The sequence below is a fragment of the Bacillus sp. SRL543 genome (assembly GCF_984799205.1).
Map to the genome: position 1 here is coordinate 2,135,191 of NZ_OZ481794.1, position 23,427 is coordinate 2,158,617.

The 23,427-nt window shown below is 46.6% G+C and carries 23 protein-coding genes; 18 read left to right on the plus strand and 5 right to left on the minus strand.

The annotated features are described in order from the left end of the window. Nucleotides 1-15: 15 nt before the first annotated feature. The 5 genes from kduI (at nucleotide 16) to AC4E8B_RS10765 (ending at nucleotide 4,467) form a co-directional block, all read left to right on the plus strand. Nucleotides 16-846: a 5-dehydro-4-deoxy-D-glucuronate isomerase gene (gene kduI, locus AC4E8B_RS10745; protein ID WP_490218861.1), complete on the plus strand. Its 831-nt coding sequence runs from the start codon at nucleotides 16-18 to the stop codon at nucleotides 844-846. Between the two features lie 27 nt (nucleotides 847-873). Continuing rightward, entirely contained in the window at nucleotides 874-1,656 is a 783-nt protein-coding gene (gene kduD, locus AC4E8B_RS10750; RefSeq protein ID WP_490218863.1) for a 2-dehydro-3-deoxy-D-gluconate 5-dehydrogenase KduD, read from the plus strand. A 58-nt stretch (nucleotides 1,657-1,714) separates the two neighbouring features. After that, entirely contained in the window at nucleotides 1,715-2,569 is an 855-nt protein-coding gene (locus AC4E8B_RS10755; protein WP_490218865.1) for a sugar phosphate isomerase/epimerase family protein, read from the plus strand. A 202-nt stretch (nucleotides 2,570-2,771) separates the two neighbouring features. After that, nucleotides 2,772-3,812, plus strand: coding sequence for a VanW family protein (locus AC4E8B_RS10760; RefSeq protein WP_490218867.1), 1,041 nt, complete (start codon nucleotides 2,772-2,774; stop codon nucleotides 3,810-3,812). A 349-nt stretch (nucleotides 3,813-4,161) separates the two neighbouring features. Further along, on the plus strand, nucleotides 4,162-4,467 hold the full coding sequence (locus AC4E8B_RS10765) for a DUF3219 family protein (RefSeq protein WP_490218869.1): 306 nt from the start codon (nucleotides 4,162-4,164) through the stop codon (nucleotides 4,465-4,467). Between the two features lie 53 nt (nucleotides 4,468-4,520). Here the strand turns inward: AC4E8B_RS10765 and AC4E8B_RS10770 are convergent, their stop codons facing one another. Both AC4E8B_RS10770 and AC4E8B_RS10775 read right to left on the minus strand, forming a co-directional pair. After that, nucleotides 4,521-4,799: a hypothetical protein gene (locus tag AC4E8B_RS10770; RefSeq protein ID WP_490218870.1), complete on the minus strand. Its 279-nt coding sequence runs from the start codon at nucleotides 4,797-4,799 to the stop codon at nucleotides 4,521-4,523. Between the two features lie 290 nt (nucleotides 4,800-5,089). After that, on the minus strand, nucleotides 5,090-5,383 hold the full coding sequence (locus AC4E8B_RS10775) for a phage holin family protein (protein ID WP_490219624.1): 294 nt from the start codon (nucleotides 5,381-5,383) through the stop codon (nucleotides 5,090-5,092). Nucleotides 5,384-5,727: 344 nt separating this feature from the next. Between AC4E8B_RS10775 and AC4E8B_RS10780 the strand changes: the two genes are divergently transcribed. From AC4E8B_RS10780 to AC4E8B_RS10800, 5 genes are all read left to right on the plus strand, one after another. Then, entirely contained in the window at nucleotides 5,728-6,021 is a 294-nt protein-coding gene (locus tag AC4E8B_RS10780; protein WP_022543779.1) for a DUF3817 domain-containing protein, read from the plus strand. Nucleotides 6,022-6,518: 497 nt separating this feature from the next. After that, nucleotides 6,519-6,737, plus strand: a complete 219-nt coding sequence (locus tag AC4E8B_RS10785; protein WP_490218872.1) for a DUF1659 domain-containing protein — start codon at nucleotides 6,519-6,521, stop codon at nucleotides 6,735-6,737. Nucleotides 6,738-6,766: 29 nt separating this feature from the next. Then, on the plus strand, nucleotides 6,767-6,985 hold the full coding sequence (locus tag AC4E8B_RS10790; RefSeq protein ID WP_490218874.1) for a DUF2922 domain-containing protein: 219 nt from the start codon (nucleotides 6,767-6,769) through the stop codon (nucleotides 6,983-6,985). A gap of 94 nt (nucleotides 6,986-7,079) precedes the next feature. Continuing rightward, nucleotides 7,080-7,247: a YvrJ family protein gene (locus AC4E8B_RS10795; RefSeq protein ID WP_490218875.1), complete on the plus strand. Its 168-nt coding sequence runs from the start codon at nucleotides 7,080-7,082 to the stop codon at nucleotides 7,245-7,247. A 199-nt stretch (nucleotides 7,248-7,446) separates the two neighbouring features. Next, on the plus strand, nucleotides 7,447-7,647 hold the full coding sequence (locus AC4E8B_RS10800) for a cold-shock protein (RefSeq protein WP_490218877.1): 201 nt from the start codon (nucleotides 7,447-7,449) through the stop codon (nucleotides 7,645-7,647). Nucleotides 7,648-7,713: 66 nt separating this feature from the next. Here the strand turns inward: AC4E8B_RS10800 and AC4E8B_RS10805 are convergent, their stop codons facing one another. Beyond that, nucleotides 7,714-7,869, minus strand: a complete 156-nt coding sequence (locus AC4E8B_RS10805) for a hypothetical protein (protein ID WP_490218879.1) — start codon at nucleotides 7,867-7,869, stop codon at nucleotides 7,714-7,716. A gap of 256 nt (nucleotides 7,870-8,125) precedes the next feature. Here AC4E8B_RS10805 and AC4E8B_RS10810 point away from each other — a divergent pair, with 256 nt between their 5' ends. Together AC4E8B_RS10810 and AC4E8B_RS10815 are read left to right on the plus strand one after the other, a co-directional pair. Continuing rightward, a complete protein-coding gene (locus tag AC4E8B_RS10810; RefSeq protein ID WP_490218881.1) occupies nucleotides 8,126-9,271 on the plus strand; it encodes an exonuclease SbcCD subunit D in 1,146 nt (381 codons plus the stop codon). Then, on the plus strand, nucleotides 9,268-12,408 hold the full coding sequence (locus AC4E8B_RS10815) for an AAA family ATPase (protein ID WP_490218883.1): 3,141 nt from the start codon (nucleotides 9,268-9,270) through the stop codon (nucleotides 12,406-12,408). The genes AC4E8B_RS10810 and AC4E8B_RS10815 overlap by 4 nt, the downstream gene beginning before the upstream one ends. 182 nt (nucleotides 12,409-12,590) lie before the next feature. Here AC4E8B_RS10815 and AC4E8B_RS10820 read toward each other — a convergent pair whose 3' ends face one another. After that, entirely contained in the window at nucleotides 12,591-15,644 is a 3,054-nt protein-coding gene (locus AC4E8B_RS10820; RefSeq protein WP_490218885.1) for an efflux RND transporter permease subunit, read from the minus strand. Between the two features lie 175 nt (nucleotides 15,645-15,819). On the opposite strand from AC4E8B_RS10820, the gene AC4E8B_RS10825 reads away from it, so the two are divergent. The 6 genes from AC4E8B_RS10825 (at nucleotide 15,820) to selB (ending at nucleotide 21,964) form a co-directional block, all read left to right on the plus strand. After that, complete coding sequence (locus AC4E8B_RS10825) at nucleotides 15,820-16,701, plus strand: TetR/AcrR family transcriptional regulator (RefSeq protein ID WP_490218887.1); 882 nt, start codon at nucleotides 15,820-15,822, stop codon at nucleotides 16,699-16,701. Between the two features lie 88 nt (nucleotides 16,702-16,789). Then, on the plus strand, nucleotides 16,790-17,467 hold the full coding sequence (locus tag AC4E8B_RS10830; protein WP_490218889.1) for a Dph6-related ATP pyrophosphatase: 678 nt from the start codon (nucleotides 16,790-16,792) through the stop codon (nucleotides 17,465-17,467). Between the two features lie 23 nt (nucleotides 17,468-17,490). Further along, a complete protein-coding gene (locus AC4E8B_RS10835) occupies nucleotides 17,491-18,198 on the plus strand; it encodes a YwaF family protein (RefSeq protein ID WP_490218891.1) in 708 nt (235 codons plus the stop codon). A gap of 655 nt (nucleotides 18,199-18,853) precedes the next feature. Further along, nucleotides 18,854-19,075, plus strand: a complete 222-nt coding sequence (locus AC4E8B_RS10840; protein ID WP_490218893.1) for a hypothetical protein — start codon at nucleotides 18,854-18,856, stop codon at nucleotides 19,073-19,075. Between the two features lie 134 nt (nucleotides 19,076-19,209). Next, complete coding sequence (locus AC4E8B_RS10845) at nucleotides 19,210-20,046, plus strand: type II pantothenate kinase (RefSeq protein WP_490218895.1); 837 nt, start codon at nucleotides 19,210-19,212, stop codon at nucleotides 20,044-20,046. Nucleotides 20,047-20,080: 34 nt separating this feature from the next. Next, nucleotides 20,081-21,964, plus strand: a complete 1,884-nt coding sequence (selB, locus tag AC4E8B_RS10850; RefSeq protein ID WP_490218897.1) for a selenocysteine-specific translation elongation factor — start codon at nucleotides 20,081-20,083, stop codon at nucleotides 21,962-21,964. A gap of 32 nt (nucleotides 21,965-21,996) precedes the next feature. Here selB and AC4E8B_RS10855 read toward each other — a convergent pair whose 3' ends face one another. Then, entirely contained in the window at nucleotides 21,997-23,391 is a 1,395-nt protein-coding gene (locus AC4E8B_RS10855) for a M28 family peptidase (RefSeq protein ID WP_490218898.1), read from the minus strand. Nucleotides 23,392-23,427 lie beyond the last annotated feature (36 nt).

Genomic DNA, 23,427 nt, shown 5'->3' on the forward strand with positions numbered 1-23,427 from the left:
AAAGGAGAATGCACAATGGAAACACGCTATGCGATTCATCCCGAGGATATGAAAAAGTATACGACCGATGATTTAAGAAGAGAATTTCTTGTGGAAACACTATTCGAATCCGGGCAGGTCCACCTCACATATACCCATAATGACCGGATGATCTTTGGCGGTGTTACACCTGCCGAGAGCGAATTGACTATCAAGCTCGACAAGGAATTGGGCGTCGAGTATTTCCTGGAGCGGCGGGAGCTCGGCATCATCAACATAGGCGGGGACGGGACTGTCATCCTTGATGGAACAGAATACGATATGCAGGCCAGGGACGGATTATATGTTGGAAAAGGGACCAGGGAGGTGCTTTTCCGCTCAAAAAATGCGGCACAGCCAGCCAAGTTCTATATTAACTCCACGCCGGCCCATCATACCTATCCGACAGTTAAGATTGATATCAATGAAATCAAGCCGCTGGAAATGGGAGAGCCCGGCACACTGAATGAACGGAAAATCTACCAGTATGTCCATCCGAATGTGTGCGAAAGCTGCCAGCTGCAGATGGGCCTGACGATGCTGTCGCCGGGAAGCGTCTGGAATACGATGCCATGCCATACGCACGAGCGGAGAATGGAAGTATACCTCTATTTCGATATGGAGGAAGATACACGAGCTTTCCATTTCATGGGAAGGCCGGATGAAACAAGGCATCTTGTCATGAAAAATGAACAGGCTGCCATTTCCCCTAGCTGGTCCATCCATACAGGTACGGCGACAAGCAATTATACCTTCATATGGGGAATGTGCGGAGAGAATATCACTTATACCGATATGGACCATGTCAAAATGGAAGAATTGCGATAAAAGACGGTTAGAAACGGAGGATTATATATGACAGAGGCACTAAGTTCCTTTTCAATGGATATGTTCAGCCTTACTGGCAAGACTGCCATTGTGACAGGGGGAAATAAAGGACTCGGCCAGGCCTATGCTGCAGCGCTTGCCAAGGCAGGAGCCGACTTGTTTGTCATTTCCAGGAGCGGCGATTGGCAGGATACTGAAAGATTAATAGAAGAAACAGGCCAGAGGGCGGTATTTTTCCAGGCTGACCTCAGCGACCGGACAAAGATCAAAGAAGCGGTAGAAGCATGTCTAAGTGAATACGGAAAAATTGATATCCTTGTCAATAATGCAGGCACCATCCGCCGTGCCCCTCTTCTTGAATATAAAGAAGAAGATTGGGATGCTGTATTGGAAGTTAACTTGAATTCGCTCTATTTGCTCAGCCAGGAGGCAGCAAAAGTGATGGCTGAACAGAAATCCGGGAAGATCATCAATATTGCGAGCATGCTGTCTTTCCAGGGAGGGAAATTCGTCCCTTCGTATACGGCAAGCAAGCATGCAGTGGCAGGCCTGACAAAGGCTTTTGCGAATGAGCTGGCAGAATCCAATATCCAGGTCAATGCGATTGCCCCTGGCTATATTGCGACAGATAATACAGCTGCCATCCGGTCTGATGAAAAGAGGAATGCAGAAATCCTTTCACGGATTCCTGCCGGGAAATGGGGGCAGGCTGCCGATCTGATGGGGGCCGTTGTGTTCCTTGCAAGCGATGCGTCGAGCTATATGAACGGCCATCTTTTAGCGGTAGATGGAGGCTGGCTCGTACGATAAAAGAATATGTGAGAAAAGCCGTACACCAGTGCGGCTTTCTTATTAGGAGGGAATCAAGATGAACCTTGGGATCAGAGCCCACGATATTGAAAAAGATTCATTGGAAGAGCTGGCAAAAGAAATTGGCCGCAAAGGTTTTTCATGCATCCAGCTGGCGCTGGGAAAATCACTAGCTTCTCTTTATCCCTCGCCAGGCAGCCTGTCACCAGGGCTGGCCCAATACATAGGGAAGACATTTGGAAGTGCCGGCGTACAAATTGCCGTCCTTGGCTGCTATGTGAATCTCATTCATCCAGATCTGTCTGAGAGGCGGAAGGGGCTGGAAAAATTTAAAGAGCATATCCGGTATGCAAGGGATTTCGGCTGCAGCATCGTCGGTACCGAGACTGGAAGTGTTCTTCCTGAAATGGGCTATAGTGAAAGAAATTTTGAGGAAAAGCCCTTTTTAGACGCAGTGGAAAGTGTTGCTGAGCTCGCACAGGAAGCTGAAAAATTCGGTGTAATGGTCGGTGTAGAGGCAGGGGTCAACCATCCAGTCCACTCAGCCGAAAAACTCAAACGGCTCTTGGATCTGGTAGACTCTAATAATGTCCAGGTCATATTTGATCCTGCCAACCTTATAACGGTTGAAAACTACCACAGACAGGATGAGCTGTTAGCAGAAGCTATTGAACTCCTTGGGGAAAAGATTGCCATCTTCCATGCAAAAGATTTCGTAATTGAAGATGATCAGGTGAAAATCGTCCCGGCAGGACAGGGCCTCTTAAACTATGACAAAATTGCCGGACTGCTCAATGACCGGAAGCCGTATCTCCAAGTCCTCATGGAGGGTACAATAGAACCTGATATCGATGCATGCAGTGACTATTTAAGAATGAAATTGGGCAGGAGCGGCATTAGCACAAGTCTATAAAATAAGAATGGACACTTCCGGAGGGGAGTGTTTTTTTATTTCAGAGCACTGCTTCCTTTCATTCCCAAAACACCTAATTCTTTATAAAGAATCCTTTTTATTGTAAAATAGTAGATAGTTCCTAGCTCTGCCGGGAATACCTTCAAAATTGAAGAATAAGATGATAAACGGAAGCTGTTTTTAGGATAGAAGTTTGCGGTTTATGGAAATAAATAACAGGGTTGGGGGAGTCATGGCGAAAAGCAGACGATGGATTGCAGCTTTGTTGATTGGCAGTTTGGCAGTTTTGGGCGGATGTGCGGATCAGGCGTCAAAGGAGGAGAAGCTGGAGGAGAAAGTAAATGAACTTGAAAGCCAGCTTCAGAAGGAACAGGAAAAGAAGGAACAGGAAAAACAGGCTGAAGAAGAAAAAGAACCTGTCGTTGTCCAGGTGATCGATCCGGTAACAAAAGCGATCATCAAAACCTTTAAGCCGGAGGAAATGGGCTTTGAGAAGGATCAGGAAAAGTATAAGCAGCAAATCAGCCAATGGGCGAAGGGTTTGGCAAGAGGGACAGATGCCAGTGATGGCTATGACAAAAGGATGATCCCTGACCGGATCGATGCGAACGGCCAGATCGTAAAAGGAAACCCAAGGACGATCCTCGAGGAAGCGGAGCTGACCGCAAAGGTGATTGAGGCTTCTGCTGAAGGAGGAAATGTTGAAATACCGCTCGTCGTATCTGAAAGCGGGTATAAGCAGGAAGATGCTGCTCATTTAAGTGAAGTCTTGGTTTCCTCTTATACTACGAAATTCAATAGCTCTGTAGCAGGAAGGACGAAGAATATCGAGCTTTCGGCACAAGCCATTCAAAATGTGATTGTAGGGATCGATGATTATTTCTCTTTTAATACAACAGTAGGGCCGAGTGATGAGGCACATGGCTATCAGCCGGCGCAGGAGGCCATCAATGGAAAGCTGGTCATGGGCATCGGCGGCGGGATCTGCCAGACATCGTCCACCCTTTTCAATGCAGTCGACCAGGTCGGGGTAGACTATGTAGAAAAGCACCATCATTCTGTAACAGTCGGGTATGTGCCTGTCGGCAGGGATGCCACTGTTTCTTACGGAGGCAAGGATTTCCGCTTCCAAAATAAAGCCGGGGCTCCGTTCCTTATCAAAACCGTGATGGAAAATGGGAAACTGACAGTAGAGGTGCGCACCTCCAAGCAGTACGCTGATATGATCAAGAAAAAAATCTAAAATGATTTTTGTGAAATGGATGTTAGCTCCTCTGAAAATCGGGTAATTATGTATTAACCATACACCGAAGAGAGGGATTCACACATGAAAATCATTGAGAAACTCTGGGACAATATGATAAAAAGCGACTGGACTTACTTGATAGATGAAGAAGAGCATCTGAATACTTCTGAAGAAGACGAATGAGAAAGAGCTTCCCCTGAAGCTCTTTTTTTTGCCTGGATTATGGGAAACAAGTTGTTTGAAATCCTATAAATAAAGGTGTACGATTCATTTAACCAGGAATTCTTACATAAAATAAGCTAATCTTGTCCGTTTTAAATGAATTAGAAAAGGGAGGAATCCGTTCATGTCCAAACAGGTAATCCTGAATGGGAACCAGATTGATGTGTATAACTATAAAGAAGAAAAAGTGCAGGATGATGGTGTGCAGGCGATTCATCTTTCCTTTGACTTCAAAGTCAGCCACCAGGAATATCATGATATCACTACACTTTTATATGATCTGTATTTTGATGTAAAGGTACCTGAAGATGACTTGGAGTTCCGTGGAATGATCGATAACTATTTTACCTCGTTAACGAATTTATACGAAGAAGATGCTGTAGGGGAATTTCATCTGGAGCTGAAGGAAACAGACGGGGAAGAGGACTGAAGGCAAGAAGAAGGAAGCAGGAGCGGTGAGGCTGTTTCCTTCTTCTTGCCTGTTTATTGAGGTGTATTGTCCTCGTCATATTCCATTTTCAAAAGGATTTCGTCCTCAAGAAGGGATAATGCCATCCTTACTGCCTTCAGCCGGCATTTCGAGAACTCCTGGACTGTAATTCGGCGGGTCTGCTCCTTGGCCATGGCAACATACCCTTCCGCTCCGTCCTTCGCGTTTCCTGCAGGGTATATTGAGATTTGTATCTGCCTGTCCGGATTATTGATGAATAAACCTCTCCATTCCATCGTATCACCTCTTATGTCTCTACGGTGCTGTTCCATTTTTACCCCCATTTCTCTAAAAATAAGCCGTTTCGCTAAGAAACATCTGAAAATTAATGAAAATGCTCAGGTAATTTGTCCACACTTTTTCTGGTTTCTATAATATATTGGTAGGGAAGATCTCCTCCGTATACTTCAGTATCTATATATCAGATGCTGAGCTGCCGCCCTCATAGGCGGGCACCATGAAGGCAAATTGCTTTTATGGTGTTTTTTTTGCATCAAAAAGGCAAAAGAAGCCGCATATCCCCTTGCATCCGCCATATCAGCTAAAAACAGCAAACCTCCCCTTATTCTTTATGTTTATTCTTTTTTCTGTGCGCAGGTCTGTTTAGCAGCGATTGCTTGTACATTTGATGTCCGAGTACAGCTATACCTGCCGCAGTGACGCCGTTCAGGATACCGTTTACGGAAAAGCCAAAGGCAATCGCACCAAAGCCGACCGACAGGAATAAAAGAATCCAGATGATGGTCCAGTCAGGAACCCATGGTGTATGCTTCAAAGCCAATCCGATGACCCAAAGCGCCGGCACCAGCATGATATATTTCTGGTTCAGAAACTGAAGCAAGTCCAAAATCGCCACCTCCTTCATGGTATGCGGTTGCCGGGAAGATATGCCGCTTCTGATACATCCTATGACGGCTGCGTTTTTTTGCCTGTTTTAATGCCGCATGCCGGGAGCACTAATGATGAAGGTTAAGAATTTAATGGGAAGACCGTGAATAGATTGATTATGTAAACGAGCCTCTATTTGCTGGAAATGTAAAGCATGCCTTAGCTGTCCTGTTATCCGGCTTTCTGTTCAGCACCTGCGCGGGCCAGTGATTGCAGCCATGCTCCAAGAGCCACTGGATTTTTTAAAAGCAAGCCTTTATGATTGCATTAAGGCTTGAACTCTTGATTGCAAATAAGGAAAGGAGGATATACATGAACACACCGATAGGACGCTTTCGCATTATGGGTTTTCTTGAAGGGGGCTCGCTGCTGGTGCTGCTATTCATCGCGATGCCATTGAAGTATTTTGCAGGATTTCCGGAAGCGGTCACTGTAGTAGGTTCCCTGCATGGATTTTTGTTTGTTACATACCTGTTCATCATTGCCTATGTGACCTTTAAGGTCCGCTGGTCCTTTATATGGGTCGCAAGCGCATTGGCTGTAGCTTTTATCCCATTCGGCAATTTCGTTTTGGATTCAAGGCTGAGAAAATCAAGATTTGCTTAAAAAGCCGGTAACCCCGGCTTTTTTAGTTTTCTATAGCAAAGGAAAAAAGAAAATGAATTTGTCTGCAAATCTAAATTATATAAGGCATCAGGGAACGCTATCGAATTCTAGAAGCCCTGCTGATTGGAGTGGAAGGCACGTAGACTCCTGCGGGATTGCAGCGGCAAAGCTGAGACCCCGCAGGAGGTACGACGAGGAGGCTTAGCGCCGCCCCGCGGAAAGCGAAGTGCCTGGAGCGCAAATCAGCAGCCCCCGTTAATAAATATAACCTATTGCTTTAATCCATCCATACCGGCTCCCCCAGCCGTTACGCCTGCCTTTCCAATATTCCAAACACTATTTATACTCTTGAAGTTTGAGATTTTAATTTTTGTGCTCGAGCCTTTGAAGCTCTCTTTCCCACACATCACAGAATGCCTTAATGTAAAAAATTTTCATCACCCATGTCCTTTTCGCCAGTAAATCTATATATAGAAGGTGAAAGGAGGTGATGCAAGATGGCACAGACAGTCGCAACAGCTACAAGTCTTCGAATCTACTTTGAAACAGGAATGAACGAAAAAGGCGATCCGATTTACAAGTCAAAAACATTGTCCAATGTGAAAAACTCGGCAACGGCGGACCAGCTTCACCAGGCAGCCCAGGCGTTCGCAGCTCTAAGCGAATATCCTCTTAATTCTGTTCAGAGAAACGACAGCTTTGACGTAATCGGCTAATACAATAAATCCGGAAAGGAGGTGAGAGAATGGCTAAAACACTGGAAATCCAATTTCTCACTGAAAATGGCAAAACTTCTTCCCTGAGTGTTGACTCCCCCAAGGAACCAATCGACACGGCTGCCTTGAAGCAGGCAATGGAAGAGTTGATCGCAGCAGATATCTTTGCAGGTCCGAGCGGAAAGCTGGTTTCTGTCAAAGGAGCAAAAGTGATTGACCGCAATGTAACCGAATATGAACTAGTTTAATAGAAGGAGGGGCGCGGTGCCGTCATGGGCCGGTCTCTTTCTTTTTCGGCATAGCTTCAGGATGGAGACAAAAAGGCTTATAAAGGAGGAGCATATGGACCAATTGATCCCGTTAATCAGCGATGTAGGCTTTCCTATTGTTGTAACTTTGTATCTGCTTCACAGGATTGAAGCGAAGCTGGATTCAGTGGTGCAATCCATACAGGGCCTGCCCCAGAATTTAAAGGAAAAAGCCTGGAATGACAGTGCTTCCGGCCTATAAAGGAACAGATTCCATTCCTTGACAGGAAAATGGATTAATGCTAAATTTAAATCAGCCGTTCTGCACCGTGATAGATTTGCAAAGCTGCTTTTTCCAGGGTTTTTATACTGTTTGGAGAAGTGATGATTCGTAAAAGCTATATGCGTTGTAAATGGTGAATTTACACATGGCTGAAGCTGGCCATTAGGAGGATTTTTTTATGACAAACGGTAAAGTAAAATGGTTTAACGCAGAAAAAGGTTTTGGTTTCATCGAAGCTGAAGACGGAAACGATGTATTCGTTCACTTTTCTGCAATCCAATCAGAAGGTTTCAAATCCCTGGAAGAAGGCCAAGAAGTTTCTTTCGAAGTGGTTGAAGGAGCTCGCGGACCTCAAGCGGCTAACGTTACTAAACTATAATAGGCAATACCATATATCGCAGTTCAGCCTTCGCGGCTGGACTGTTTTTTATTTTAAGAAGGGGTCTCAGGCGGCGCGTCCTTCATCCATTTGGGCAAATGCCCTGCAGATCAGGAGGATATCATTATAGATGGCCTTTTTGACAGGCTTTATATTGCAGCGGCAGTATTCGTTCAATAACTCTTTCAATTCGTTCAAAAAAATCATTTGTTCTGTCATCATCCACACCGCCTCGGATTAGTCTCTTGTTACCATTACTATATACCCACAAAATCAATCTTGAAACAGTTTTGAAGAAAATTTAATCTCTTCTGGAAAAAAATCCTCAGAAAGAAGCTGCTTTTTCTGTTAAAATAAGAGAACAAACATTCTGTCTGGGAATGCTTCCTATTTTTTCAGAAACCTTCTTTATCGTCTTTTTGATATAATGATAGGATTCTGAAAGAGAAGCAATCAGGTTAAAAAGAGGGGGAGAATCATGAAGTTTATTCATACTGCAGACTGGCATCTGGGGAAACTTGTCCATGGTGTGTATATGACCGAAGATCAGCGTGAGGTGCTTCAGCAGTTTGTCAAATTGGTGGAAGAGGAAAAACCCGACGCCGTTGTCATTGCAGGCGATCTTTATGATCGTTCCGTCCCGCCGACAGATGCTGTCCGGCTGCTGGACGAAACCCTGTTTAAGCTGAATATCGATTTGAAAACGCCGATTGTGGCAATTTCCGGCAACCATGACAGTGCAGAACGACTGTCATTCGGCAGCTCGTGGTATCAGCACAGCCAGTTTTATCTGAACGGAAATATTGAAGCCAGCTTTCGGCCTGTACATATAAATGGGGTTAACTTCTACCTGCTGCCATATGCAGAACCAGGTACTGTCAGACAGCTTTTGGGAGATGATTCTATCCACTCCCATCAGGATGCCATGAAAAGCATCATAGGAAGAATGGAAGAAACAATCAATCATAATGAACCCAATGTGCTTGTCGGCCATGCTTTCGTATTGGGAGGCCAGACCAGCGACTCGGAAAGGACCTTGTCAGTCGGAGGGTCAGGATGCGTCACGGCCGATCTGTTTGCTCCTTTCTCCTATACGGCGCTCGGGCATCTCCACAGTCCGGACGCCATCAAGCATGATACGGTCCGATATGCAGGCTCACTGTTAAAATATTCATTTTCGGAAGCAAAGCAGAAAAAGTCAGTATCCATCATTGAAATGGATGACAGCGGTTCTTTTGAAATCCGTGAGCATTCTCTTGCGCCCAAGCAGGATATGCACGAGATTGAAGGCTACCTGGAAGAGCTTCTCGACCCTTCATTTGCGGGCATACAGAATCATTTGGATTATTTAAAAATCACCCTGCTGGATGATGGCAGCCTGATTGATCCGATGGGCAAGCTGCGCCAGAAGTATCCCAATGTCCTCCATCTGGGCAGGAAAATCGAACAGACCGACCTGAAAAGAAAAGTGGCATTCCAGGCTGTGAAAGAAGAGAAAAAATCCGAACTGGATCTTTTTGAGCAATTTTATAAAGATATGACAGAAGCTGAATTTACAGAAGAAAAGAAGTCAGCCATTGCTGATATTATTCAAACGGTGCTGAAGGAGGAGGGGTTGAAATGAAGCCGTTAAAGCTTTCTATGCAGGCGTTTGGACCGTATGCAGGAACCGAAGAAATTGATTTTTCCTCGCTCGGCAGCAAAACGATGTTTGTGATTTCTGGAAAGACCGGTGCAGGCAAAACCACCATCTTTGACGGCATCAGCTATGCCATATATGGGAAAGCAAGCGGGGAAGACAGAAATGGCCCTGAGCTTAGAAGCCAATTTGCCGAAAACAATCTCCTGACAGAAGTATCGCTTCAATTCTCGCTGCGCGACCGGACCTACTATATCACCAGATCTCCACAGCAGGAAAAAAAGAAGGAGCGAGGGGATGGCTTCACGACAATCGGCGCCAAGGCAGAGCTTTATCTGTATGATGAAAAAAATGAGAAAGTGCTGCTCGCGGCCAATGTCAGGGATGTGGATGAGAAGGTCAAGGAAATCATGCTCATCGACAGCAGCCAATTCCGGCAAATCCTGATGATTCCCCAAGGAGAATTCCGCAAGCTTCTCACATCCGACAGCAAAGAAAAAGAAATTATACTGCAAAGACTGTTTCATACGGAAATCTATAAAAAAATTGAAGAAAAGCTCAGGACTGAAGCAACAGAGCTGAAGAAGAGTGTCGAAAAGCAGGCAGACAGGAGAAACCAGCTTCTGCACCAGATTCATGCATCTTATCAGGAAGAACTGCTGGAAGCTCTGGAAGAAGATCCGCTGAACGACAGCAGAATCCTCGGACTGCTTGAAAAAGAGATCGAGCTCTTGAACGGTGAAATGGATAAGCTTGTCCAGGATGGGCGCCGAAAGCAGGAGGAAAGGGATTCACTCCAGCAGAAGATCTACGAAGCTGAAGCAATCTTGAAACAGCTTGCCTTGAAAGAAGAGCTGAAAGCAAAAAAAGAAGAGCTGGAAAGCCGGAAGGAATGGTCAGAAGCAAAAGACCAGGAAATTATCCTTGCTCAAAAGGCTGCAATTCTTGAACAGCAGGAAGAGCTGTGCCATAAGCTGAAAAGTGATTTGGACTATTGCAAAGCTGAATTTGAACGGCTTGAGAAAAGTACGGAAACATTATATCAGCTTCTTCAGCAAAAAGAAGCCGCATATCAGCATGAAAAGAACAGGGAATCTGAAAGGAAAGAATCAGCGGAAGCTGTCTCAAGGCTGCAGGCGATGAAAGAAGATGTCCTGGCCCTTTCCAAAACCAGATCAGAGTCAGAGATGCTGAAAAAAAGGCTTGCTTCTTCCAAACAAAAAATAGATACGCTAGAGGCCGGCCAAAAGCAATGGGATGAAACCTTAAAGCGGCTCACCGCAGAAAAGAAAGAGGCCGATGGAAGCCTTCTGCAAGCTGTGGAAATGGAAAGGAAGCTTGAAGGCTCCCAGTCCCTTCTTGAAAATATCAATAAATATGAAATCCAGGAACAGAAACTGGCCGAATCACTTAAAAAATTGGAACAGCAGAAACAGCTGCTGGAAAAGCAGCAGGCCCGCGCTGAAGATGCGAGGCAGCTGGTGGCAGAGCTTGAGCAGAAATGGCTGCATGGCCAGGCGGCGATCCTCGCCGGCAAGCTTCGGGATGGAGATGCCTGCCCTGTATGCGGTTCCCTGGAACATCCATTGCCAGCTGTATCTGGTGGACCGGATTTTCCTGATGAAAAGGATATAGAGGCAGCCAAGAAACAGCAGCTTTCTTGCGAGGAAGACCGTTCCAGGGCCGAGGCCCGCTTTTATGAAATCCAGTCGGCAGCAAAAGCTCTGAAAGAGTCGGCGAAAGAATTGTCTGCCAGATTGGCAGAACAAAAACCGGGGCTTTCAGAGGATACCATCACAGCTTATAAGCAGGAGCTTCTTCTGGATAAAAGCAGGATGGAAGATGAGCTTGCAGGGTTTCGCAGAAAAGCAGCTCAGGCTGACAGGCTTGAGCAGGAAATCCAAAAAGCTGAAAGTGAGAAAAGCAGGCAGGCTGATGAGCTTCGCCAGGCAGCAGCGGACAATCAGGAAGCAGGCATTCTTTTTGCTGAGAAAAACACGGTGCTTTCCAGGATGATGGAAACTGTTCCTGAAAACCTTCGTTCCAGGGAGGCGTATGAGGATGAGCTGCAGGCTGCCCTGCGCCAGCAGGAAAAGCTCATCCGGATGTTTGAAGAAGCACAGGCCGCCTATACAGATACAAGGGAAAAGCATTCTATTGAAAGGACCCGCCTGGAGGCTGCGGATGCCAGGCTGAAGCAGACAAGCGAAAAGCTTTCCGCCGAGCGCGAGCTGTTCCGTGACAGGATGGCAGGGCAGGGCTTCAATGCCTACCAGGACTATCATCAGGCTAAGAGGAATGAAAGGGAACTTGACGGCCTGCAGGCAGAGCTCAGAAACTACCGGGAACAATTGCGCTCTGCGGCTGACCGCTATCACGAGCTTGCAGAATTGCTTAAAGATGCGAAAGAGCCGGATATCCAGGCTTTGAAGGATCAATTTGGAGAAGTGGACAAGCTGCTTGCAGCCTTGCAGGAGGAGTATACCGGCCTGCTTCTGAAGAAGCGTGAAAACCTGGAAATCAGCAGAAAAGTCGAAGAAATCAACGAAGACATTAAACAGCTTGAAGAGCGTTACCTCCTCCTTGGCCATCTGTTTGAGATTTCCAAGGGCCAGAATACGTTCAGGATTACGTTCGAGCGCTATGTGCTTGCAGCTTTCCTTGATGACATCCTGCGGGAGGCAAATGGCAGGCTCGCTAAAATGACCAGCGGCAGATACCGGCTTTTAAGAAAGACGGACCGTTCAAAAGGAAATGTCCAAAGCGGGCTTGAACTGCTCATTTTTGACCAGTACACAGGGCAGGAGCGCCATGTCAAGACGCTGTCAGGCGGGGAGAGCTTTAAGGCCGCTTTGTCGCTTGCGCTGGGTCTGGCTGAAGTCGTCCAGCAATATGCCGGCGGCGTCTCGCTTGAAACGATGTTCATCGACGAAGGCTTCGGGACACTTGATCCCGAATCACTTGACCAGGCCATAGAAGCTTTGATCGACATCCAAAGCACAGGAAGGCTAGTGGGCATCATCTCCCACGTGCCTGAGCTGAAGGAGCGCATCGATGTCAGGCTTGAAGTCACCGCAACCCAGATGGGAAGCAGGACGGAGTTTCACTTTTTAAACGGTTGAATGAATGGGGCAGGAATTGATTTCCTGCCCTTTTTTGTTTGGTAAGAGGAGAAGTATGGGGATTAAATGCTGCCAGGTTGGCTGACAAGAGTCGTGAATAAAAAAGCAAAACTTCCAAAAGCCCCTTTCACTGCAACATAAAGAAACTTCCTGCAGCACGCTGCAGGAAGTTGCTCTGCTATTTATTTGCTATCAGCCGGTACTTTCTTACATGCAAGATAAAGCATCGGCACGATGATTACGGTCAGGATCACTGAGAACAGTATTCCCGAAATGATCGTGATGGCCAGCGGTGTAAAGAGGGCATCTCCGCTGACAGCGACTGGAATCAGTGCCACGATGGATGTCAGGGCGGTCAGGAGAATCGGCCTGAGCCTTACACGGCCTGCTTCCACTACGGCATCTTTGATGGCCATTCCGTCACGCAGCCCCTGTTCCATGAATTCTATCAGGACGACCGAGTTCCTGACAACGATTCCTGTCAGTGAAACCATTCCCATGACAGCGAGGAATGAGATCGGCGTCTGTGTCACGAACAGGCCAAGGATACTCCCTGCGATCGCCAGGTAAACGGCTGTCAGAACCAGGAAAGGAAGGCCCAGTGAATTGAACTGGAAGGCAATCAGCAGATACACCAGGAAGATGACAATGATGAACAGTACTGTGATTTCGGCAAAGAAGTCATTTTGCGCCTGATTCTCTCCGCCTAACTGGATAGTGTAATCATTGCTGTCCAATGCTTTCCGCTCATCCTCAACAATTTTCTGGACATTCTCCTTGAAGCCTTCTTCCTCTTTTGGGAAGGCTCTTATGGTAATTGCCCGGTCTCCATCAAGATTGGGAATGCGCTGGATCTCTTCTGTTTTTTCCTCATCCACAAGTTCTGAGACCGGAACTAGTTCAGGCGGCCCGGCCTGTGTGCTGCCGGCAGCCGGAATTTCGAGTTCTTCAAGGTTCAGGGGTTCTTCAGGGTCGCCCAGGATGATGCTCATATCGCGCTTAGATACGCCATTATCAAATGCCTGCAGCGGGATGCCTTCAGTTGCCAGGCCGATCTGCTCGCTGATTTGGTTGATGGTGATACCGTATTCTTCTAATTTGGCACGGTCAGGGACATATTTTACAGCCGGCTCGGGAGTTCCGATATTGTCGACCACAAAGTCTGCTCCAGTGTCTTCGATTTTGCCTGACAGAGTATCCCTGAGTTCAAGGAGCTTCTCTATCTCGGGCCCTTTTACCGTCACTGTGACAGGGGCGCCTGCAGGAGGGCCCTGCTGGATGGTTTCCATGAATATTTCAGCATCAGGATATTCTTCCCTCAGAACAGATGACCAATCGTCAATCAGCCCCTGGGCAGTCTGGTTTTTGCGGTCAACTCTTGCGACGATCTGCCCCGTATTCTCTCCGGATGCCTGCAGGGAGCTGTTGAACAGGTTAGGCAGGCCAGTTCCGGCGAATACGCTTGTTTCCTTGACGCCAGGGTCAGTCAGCAGCATTTCTTCGATGTCCCTAAGCTGCCCGGCTGTGTCCTCGAGGGTCACACCGATTGGCAGTGTAACATCAATCGTCACCTCTTCACGGTCGGCGGCTGGGAAGAATTCAAAAGGAGTCAGAACAGCAAGCCCGAAGATCGCCGTTGTAAAAATCAAGCCAAGGAAACCGACGAGCTTCGGCCTTTTGGAAAATGGCTTAAGGATTTTGTCTGCATAAATATCTGCTATTGAATTGAGCGGCCTTCCAAGCAGCCCGGGAGCGTCAGAAACTTTTTTGCTCGTTTTCCGGTAAAGCATAAAGCGCATCATCGGCACAAAAATCAATGCGACGAGTGTTGATGCCAATATGGTCGTGATTAAAACGGTCGGCAAGGCCCTGATGAAAGCCCCGTTCCCCCCGGAAAGAAAGACAAGCGGAAGGAAGGTGAAAACAATGGCGAGCGACGATGTGACGATGGAAACCCAAATTTCCTTTGTTCCATTGATAGCCCCAAGCATCGCGCCTTCACCCATTTTATAGCGCCTTTGGATATTATCATTGACGACGATGCTGTCATCAACAAGGATACCAAGCGCGATGATCGCCCCGATGACAGAAATCTGGTTCAAGTCGACATCGGCGAACGGAAGGGGGATCAGCCCCATCAATACGGAAATCGGGACGGCGAGTGCAACGACGAAAGCCCCTGAGGCGGTCAGTCCGAGAGCTGTAGTCAGGATGACTGCTGCTACTGATATGGCGAGAGACAGATAGAGGCCGTCAAAAATATCGGATACCTGATCTGCCTGTGAATAATATGGCTGAAGTTCAATATCGTCAGGCAGCCCTTTCCCAAGCTCTTCGACAAGGCTGCTGACGGCTTCATCGACAGAAGGGATATCCTGTCCTGCTTCGACAAAGGCAGTAAATGAAATAGAAGGCTTTCCGTCAATGGTGACAATATCCTCCGTTTCTTTCTGCACAACTTCAGCTTTTCCGATGTCGCCAAGCAGAACGGACTCGCCCTGCGGCGATTTGCCGACAAATAATTTTTCCATATCCTCAACAGAGCCGTAATGCTCTAATGTAAGCTGTACAATTTCCTGATCCATTTCCTGCTTTCCTAATGGTGCAGGATAGAATTCATCATTAATGCTGCTGATCACATCCGGCAGAATGATCCCTTTTTCTTTTAGCAGCTCCGGATCAAGCTCGATAGAGATTTTTTCTTCAGGGAGGCCTTTGATGACAGCACCAGAAATGCCAGGTACAGATTCAACTTCTTCTTTCCAGCGTGACAGTTCGTCCTGAAGAGCAAAAAGGCTTTCGCTGTCGCTGCCCGTCAAATGGTAAGATACAATCGGCATCTTGACATTTGCTTCACTGACTTCCGGTTCAAAGGCTTCTTCCGGGAAAGAAGCTGTAAGGTCAGAAATAGCCTGGCGCACATTGCCGAACACTTCTTTTTTGTCTTCTCCGTCGGCAACCGTTACGATAATAGAAGAAAAGCCTGCGCTTGAGGATGAGCTTATTTCCTCGATTCCTTCTATTGACTGCAGCTTCGTTTCGATCGGATTGGTGATATTCCTTTCCACACTGTCGACCGTTGCACCAGGATAAACGGTGCTGACGGTCCCGATATTGATGGAAGTCTCAGGTATTTCCCTCTGCGGAAGCTGAAGGAAAGTGTAGACGCCAACGATAATAAATAATAAGAACAAAATGATAAAGATTTTGGATCTTTTTAGTATCCATTCAAGCATAATCCATTCCTCCTGAGGTTTGACTGGACGGTCAATTTTTTGTTGAATGTAAAATAATATCTAATACTATCAAGGGAATAACTCTTGACTACATGGTCATTTTTGCATGACTTCGTTTGAATAGTCAAGAATGAATGTGTTTATAGAATGTGCAGGCATTAAGATATGAGGTGTGATGATGAACAAACGCGAAGCGATTTTAGAAACAGCTGTTGAACTTTTTGCTGAAAAAGGATACAGCCAGACATCCATGCAGGAAATTGCGGATGGAGTTGGGATAGCAAAAGGTTCACTGTATTCTTTTTTTTCATCAAAGGAAGATCTGATCATTTCCATTTATGAGCATTACCAGCAGCTCGTCTTTGAAAGAGTCCTAGTCATCGGACTGGATGGGGATCTGGATCCTAAGCAGAAGCTGGAAAAGCAGTTCAGTGCCCAGTTTGAAGGAATTCTGGAATATAAAGCTTATATGAAGATGCAGATGCGGGGAGAGACGGCTGTTAACAGCGAAAAAATTGCAGGGATGGAGCACAGAATGCGGGGAAGGCTGTTTTCCTGGCTCCAGAAAAGCCTGCTGGAGCTGTATGGAGAAAGAATCAGGACATATCAATGGGATCTGCTGTTCATGATTCAATCGATCTATCGGACATATATGATGCTGATGGTGTCTGACCAGGCAAAGATCAAACCGGATGCTATCGGCGTCCATTTAGTCCGGCAGCTTGATGCGGTGGCGAATGTTTTTCTTGAAAAGGGCGGAAATCCGGTTCTTACTGATGAAATGATGAAGCATTTTGTCGTTCATATGGATAAGGAAGGCGCTTTTGTTTCTTTTGAAAAAAGGGAACAGGCATGGAAAGATCTTTATCAAAAGCTGAACAGTCTGGAACCGCAAAAGTCTTCAGTGTTAAAAGAAATCGCAAACAGGATCTCCGAGGAAACCAAAAAGTCCAATCCTGAAAAAATCATTCTGGAAGGGCTGTTTGCCTTATTGAAGCAAGAAGATGATATTAAAAAGGAAGCCAAGGAGCTGGAAGAGGAAATCCTGAATGACTGACGACAGCATTGAACTTAAGCAATCTGCACTGCTTTGATATTCATGGTAAAATAGTGGCAGAAGATTCAAATAATAGGGAGTTGGAAAGATGAAGAAAGCAGCACTTTCATGGAGCGGAGGCAAAGACGGCTGCATGGCACTTGATTTAATGGTTAAAAAAGGGGTAGAAGTTGAGTGTCTCCTGACAACAGTGCCAAAAGAGCTGGGCAGGACTTTCGGCCATGGTGAAAAGCAGGAGCTTATTGCCCTTCAGGGAGAAGCACTCGGCATTCCGGTCCGCTTTATTGAGTGCACGTTTGAAGGATATACAGATTCCTTTATCGCCGCTTTAAAAGATGCAGAAAAGGAATACGAACTCGATGCGGTTGCCTTTGGGGATCTTTATTTAGATGAACACAGAGATTGGGGCGAAAAGGCGGCAGCCGCTGCAGGCCTGGAAGCTTCCTATCCTTTATGGATGAAAAAAGAGGAAGCGCAGTCAGCGTTGGAAGCATTCGCGGATTCAGGGTACAAGGCAAAAGTGATCAGGGTAAGAGAAGAGATCCTTGGCACTGAGTGGCTTGGCCGCGATGTGGATGGTTCTTTTGCAAATGATATCAGGGATACGGACAGCTGCCCGATGGGTGAGGCAGGGGAATATCATACTTTCGTGTTCGAGGGCCCTCTATTCCGCAAAGAAGTCAGCTTTGACACAGGGGAAATCATTCAGCTGGAGACAACCAGGCGGCTCGAGCTTGAAAACTTCGCATTAAAAGAAAAAGCCTAAGTCATAAAAAGGGGGATTCGGCTGTGGCAGAGTTATTCGGGCAAAATTCGGATCTTTATCCTTTTGCTGCTTTTTCGGCAGGACATTGGATCATGCTGGCTGTTTTTGCGGCAGGCTCATTTGCTTTATACTACTTCCGGGAGTTTTTTGCTGCGAGCGAAAAAGCGGTCAGGTGGACATTCTTCTCAGGTTTATTTTTCCTGGAGTCGCTGTATCACTATTGGCTGTACCGTGCAGGAATATGGGATGTTTCCTTCACACTGCCGCTGCAGCTGTGCTCCATCAGCCTGGTTCTTTGCCTGATCCTCCTCGCATCAGGATCAAGACTCGTTTTTCAGATAGTCTATTTTATCGGGATTGCAGGAGCCTTAATGGCGGTGCTGACTCCTGAATTATTTTTTGGCTATCCGCATTTTCGTTATTTCCAGTTTTTCATCACTCATATACTGATCATCTGGACCTGCCTATTCTATGTTTTTGCAAAGGGCTTTGCACCAGACCATAAAGGAATGTGGCTGAGCTTTCTGTTTCTGAATTTATCAGCAGGCCTTGCATACCTGGCCAATAAATGGACCGGGGGAAATTATATGTTTCTTGCCTATAAGCCTTCCAATGGCTCGCTGATCGATTTTCTGGGACCTTATCCACTTTATATCCTGTCCCTTGAAGGAATTGCACTTATCTTATTTTATGTGCTTTTGGCTCCGTTTGGTTTTGGTAAGAGAAAGTAAACAGCAAATCCCTCCCTTAGGCGGGGTTTTTAATTTTGGTTCTTTTCGTAAAGTATAAAGCAAGGCCTATTCAGCTGAAAGGCAGGGTAGTGAAGGAATGCTCCTAAAAAACAGAAAGTCTTATTCCTATTTGAGTGAGTGACCAGCAGGACTAAAAATAGGCGGAGGATTTCCGGTTACGCTGCTGGAAATGGCATGAGTGGGTGTGAATTAGCGGAAAATTTCCGGTTAAGTTAAGCGAAGTAGCCCTTTTTCCTGTTTTTTGAGTCGATAGTCGGAATATCTCCGTCAATTTGAGCTATTTTTTGAGTTTTTTCGAAATTAGGGGAATTTTCTCCGCTTATTTTTCACCCTGTCACCGATTACCTCACAGGTCCGGGAAGGTCCGCTCTTTTATGGCTGGAGGGGGAAGAAAAAAACTCTTAAATAGCTTTTCTTGAATGACCCATGCACATACGGGGGTTTTAACGGGGTGAAAAATACAGATGTACCAACATAGCAATGGCTGCTTTTTATACCTCATGTCAGAACTTGAAGGGTATGCTATTTGAATGTTGGAAAACAAGCGGGACATCAGGCAAAGCAGAAAGTATAGTTTGTTTCTTCCGGCCCAATAATAAGCTTTAGATACTGAGGTGGAAGGAGCTTTGCCTACATGAAAAACCTTCGTTTTTTATTGAAAGATGGAACGGAAAGTGCGCAGATCGCAAAAGACCTCCGCGTCCAGCTGGATGTTAACCGTTATCAGAATGTGAGTGTAACCCCGGTTACGGGGAGAAATGAAGTGATTGTCCAGGTTCCTGATGAAAGCGGCATGATTGAAGAAACAATAGAGAGTTTTATGAAGGATTATCAGACCGGCGAAATGCTGGAATAGAAATTGGCCCCCTTTCAGCAAGGGGGTTTTATTTTTAGCGGGAATACTCCCTCTGGATAACGGGGCTTAATGCTGGCAGGCTCCTCCCAAGATTGCTTATAATGAGGTTAATATACTCAGGGGAGGGCGTTCGGGTGAGAATAGGGATTGATGCTGGCGGGACTCTGATTAAGATCGTTTACGAAGAAAATGGGCTACATTTTAGAAAAATTGAATATGATGCTGCTGAGCAGGCGCTGAACTGGCTTAAGACGATGGCTCCTTCTGCGGATTATGCCCTTACCGGCGGCAAAGCCGCTATTCTCAAGGAAGCCTTTTTTCCAGAAGCTGCAGTTCTCCCTGAGTTTACTGCCACTTGTGAAGGAGCTCTCCATCTGATCAAGGAAGCGGGCCTCCCGCATGAAAGTTTGCTGCTCGTTAACATTGGGACAGGCACATCCTGGTATAAAATAGAAGATGGAAAACATGAAAGAATCCTTGGCAGCGGCGTGGGCGGAGGCACATTTCTGGGACTTGGCAGGATTTTTTCCGGAAAAACGGACTACCAGATGCTCGCGGGGCTGGCAGCCGAAGGAAACAGAGAAAATGCCGACCTGCTGGTGAGCAATATTTATGGAGACAGAAGCTGGCTTCCTTCTGCAGCAGGCCAGAATGAAAGGCTAAAGGATGTTGAAGCTCCTATTGACGGCAGGCTTACGGCAGGAAATTTTGCCCATATTGCGGGTAAGCCTTCCGAAGGGGATCTTATGGCAGCGGCGGCAAACATGATTGCCGAAACAACAGTCCTTTTGACCAAAGGGGCTGCTGACATTCATCAGTCCAAAAAGATTTGTTATATTGGAAGTTCCCTGCAGGGCAATGAAGCCCTTAAAAAGGGACTTATTAAATACAGCATGATGACTGGCCTGGATGCTGATTTCCTGCCAAATGGCGAATACAGCGGCGCAATCGGTGCGTACTTGTCCAGCTGAGATGATAAATTTATGAATTAAAGTAGGTGCATTCGTGGGAAAGAAATACTTTACGATCGGTATGGCCGGACATATTGATCATGGCAAAACATCGCTCACCAAAGCGTTGACAAATATAGATACAGACAGGCTGAAGGAAGAAAAAGAAAGGCAGATATCGATAGAGCCGGGATTTGCACCTCTTTATGAAGATGACGAGATGGAGATTTCTGTTATTGATGTCCCCGGGCATGAGCGGTTTATCAGGCAGATGATTGCCGGTGTTGCCGGCATCGATCTTGTTATCATGGTCGTTGCAGCCGATGAGGGTGTGATGCCGCAGACAAAAGAGCATCTCCAGATTCTTGGGTTCCTTGGCATTGAAAAAGGGATCGTCGTTATTTCTAAAGCTGACCGGGTTGATGAAGAATTCATCGGCCTTGTCGAGGAGGACATTCTGCAGGAGCTTGAAGGCACGGTTTTTGAAGGCTCTCCTTCGGTTCTCGTGGACAGCCTTTCTCTAAGAGGGATTGAAGAACTGAAAGTGCTGATTGAGGATGAACTCAAAGAAATAACCCCCCGCTGCACAACAGGCGCCTTCAGGCTGCCGATCGATCAGGCCTTTACGGTAAAGGGGCAGGGAACAGTGGTCCGCGGAACCGTTTATGAAGGATCTGTTGAAGAAGGCCAGCAGCTGAAAATCATGCCCTCAGCCATTGAAACGCGGGCTAGGCAGATCCAGGTGCACCGGAAGCAGGCAGAAAAGGCATTTGCAGGGCAGCGGGCAGCCATCAACTTGTCCGGGGTTGCAAAAGAAGATGCCGCCCGGGGGCAGGTCCTTGTTTCCGCTGACAGTTTTACAGTGACAAATGTGTTTGATGCAAGCATCAGGACGGCAGAGGGGCTGGAATCTGTCATCAAACAGCGTATGCCTGTCAAATGCCATATCGGAACAGCAGAAGTGATGGGCCGGATTGTATTTTTTGACCGCAACGAGCTGAAGGAAGATAAAGAAGAAATCTTATGCCAGATCAGGCTGGATGAAGAGGTGGTTACAAAGCGGGGAGACCGGTTCATCCTCAGGAGGCCGAGCCCCGCTGAAACCATCGGCGGAGGATGGGTCATTGATCCGCATGGCCGGAAATATAAGTTTGGCAAGCATACCGTTGAGCTTCTTGATAAGAAAAAACAAGGTTCTCCCCTTGAGAGGATCAGCGATGTCCTTAGAGTGAACAGCAGCATGAAGCCTTCAGAGCTTGCCCATTTAACCGGTGTGGACGAAGAGACTGTCCTGCAGGTGCTTCAGGAAGATGACTTTGTAAAAATCGGGCCCAATGACTTTGCTCACAGCGAAACGGTGCAAAATGCCTCCATGGAAGCAGGTGCGAAGCTTGGCGAATTTCACTCTGCTTTTCCGATGAGGAAAGGGATCCTTAAAGCAGAGCTGGTCCAATCGCTGGCAGGCATCTTCGGCAAAAGCCTGGTGGATTATACGGTTGAAAAAGGAATCTTGGATGGGAAATGGATTAAAGAAGAGCAATGGCTGTTTTCTTCAGGCTTTGAAAGGAATATTCCGAAAAGCTGGCAAAAACGGGCTGAAAATATGCTGGAGCAGATAAGGGAAGATGGACTGCAGGTTCAATACCTTGATGACTATTTCGCCAATTCGGGTATTCCGGAAGATTTGAAGGCTGATATGGTCCGCTTTCTGACAGATACAGGCAGAATCGAGCATATTGATGGCCAGTATTACTATCATTCAGACATTTTCAATGATGCGGTTGAAAAGCTGAAGGCGGGAACCGGAAGCGTTTTTGAAGTGGGCGAAGCTAAAGATCTTTTGGGATTATCGAGGAAATATATCATCCCTCTCCTTGAGCGGCTTGATGAGCTGAAGCTGACCGTGAGGGAAGACAATACAAGGATCTGGAAAAAATAGAGAAAAGCACCCATGGAGGGTGCTTTTCTTCGTTATTTTACTTCCTGTTCTTGATATAAATGAGGTGTTTTATGCTTTTTCCCTTTCTCCGGCTTAGGCAGCTTCCGGTCGAATTTCGCCTGATCATATATCGCTGATCCCACGATTTCAGCTACATCCTGAAGCTTGTCTTTGCTGATTTTATCAATGGTGTCCTCTGGTGTGTGGTACCATGGCTCACTCGGGCTGTGGATGAACAGCGCTGCCGGGATGCCTGCTTCGGCAAAAGGTACATGGTCGCTCCGTCCTCCCTGGCCATACGGTGTTGCTGCCCCATTCAGCTTTAAGCTGGATTTCTGAGCCAATTCTGTCACCAGATTCGGTTCTCCATCAGCCGTCAGCATGACCAGGTCGCCTGCATCCCTGCTTCCGACCATATCAAGGTTGAAGTTGGCAATGATGCTATCCTGCTCCTTGTCTGACAGATTCTCCACATAATAGCGTGATCCAAGCAAGCCGAGCTCTTCAGCGCCAAATGTGACAAAGCGGATTTCTGAATCAGTAGGAATGTTTTTGAACACTCTTGCCAATTCCAAAGTCATCGCTGTGCCGGATGCATCATCATTCGCTCCCGGTGCCCCTGCTACAGAGTCATGGTGTGCGCCTAGCACAATGACTTCTCCTGTATCTTTCTTTTTATTAGTCGGTTTTTTAACGGCAATTACATTATGAGATGTTTTTTCACTGGCGTCAGCGCCCTCGATGACAAGGTTGGCAGTGACGGTTTCGCCAGCTGTGAGTCTTGCTAGCAGGTTTTCACCTGCAGCTTTTGATAAAGCTGCAGCAGGTATGTACTCCTCATTGGCTTCTCCGAGTGTCCCGCTCAGCGGACCATCAGCATTATTATAGATCAGGACGCCTGCAGCACCTTGTTCAGCAGCATTCAATACCTTTTCGGCAAAGCTGATTTCCCCTCTTTGAATCAGTGCAATCTTACCGTCCAGATCAGCAGCTGCAGTGTCTTCCTTTGTTCCCAAGCCGGCTTCTGCCAGTTCAGCGGTAACATTCCCGTTAACTGTATAAGTGAAAGGTGCAGGGGATAATGGCTCTTCCGCTCCGTTGACGGTTAATTCAATCTTCTCAGGCGGGGTATAGCCATAGAAGGTGAAAGGCTGGATTTCTGTCTTATAGCCATAACTTTCAAATTTCTGCTTTATATACTCTACTGCCTGATCTTCAGAAGCTGTTCCTGCCACGCGCGGAGACTGTGAGAGATCCATAATGGATTGATAGATTTTTTCCGCTGAAATCCTTTTGATGAGACTATTCTCAAGGCCATGAAGAACTTCAAGCTTCGGAGCTTCCTTCGGCTGGGCCAGCGCAGGAGCATTTACAGCCCCCAAAGCCAATACGCCTGCTAGTGACATAGAAATAAAAGTTTTTTTCATACTATTCCTCCCTGGATAAAATTGATAGGCAAGTAA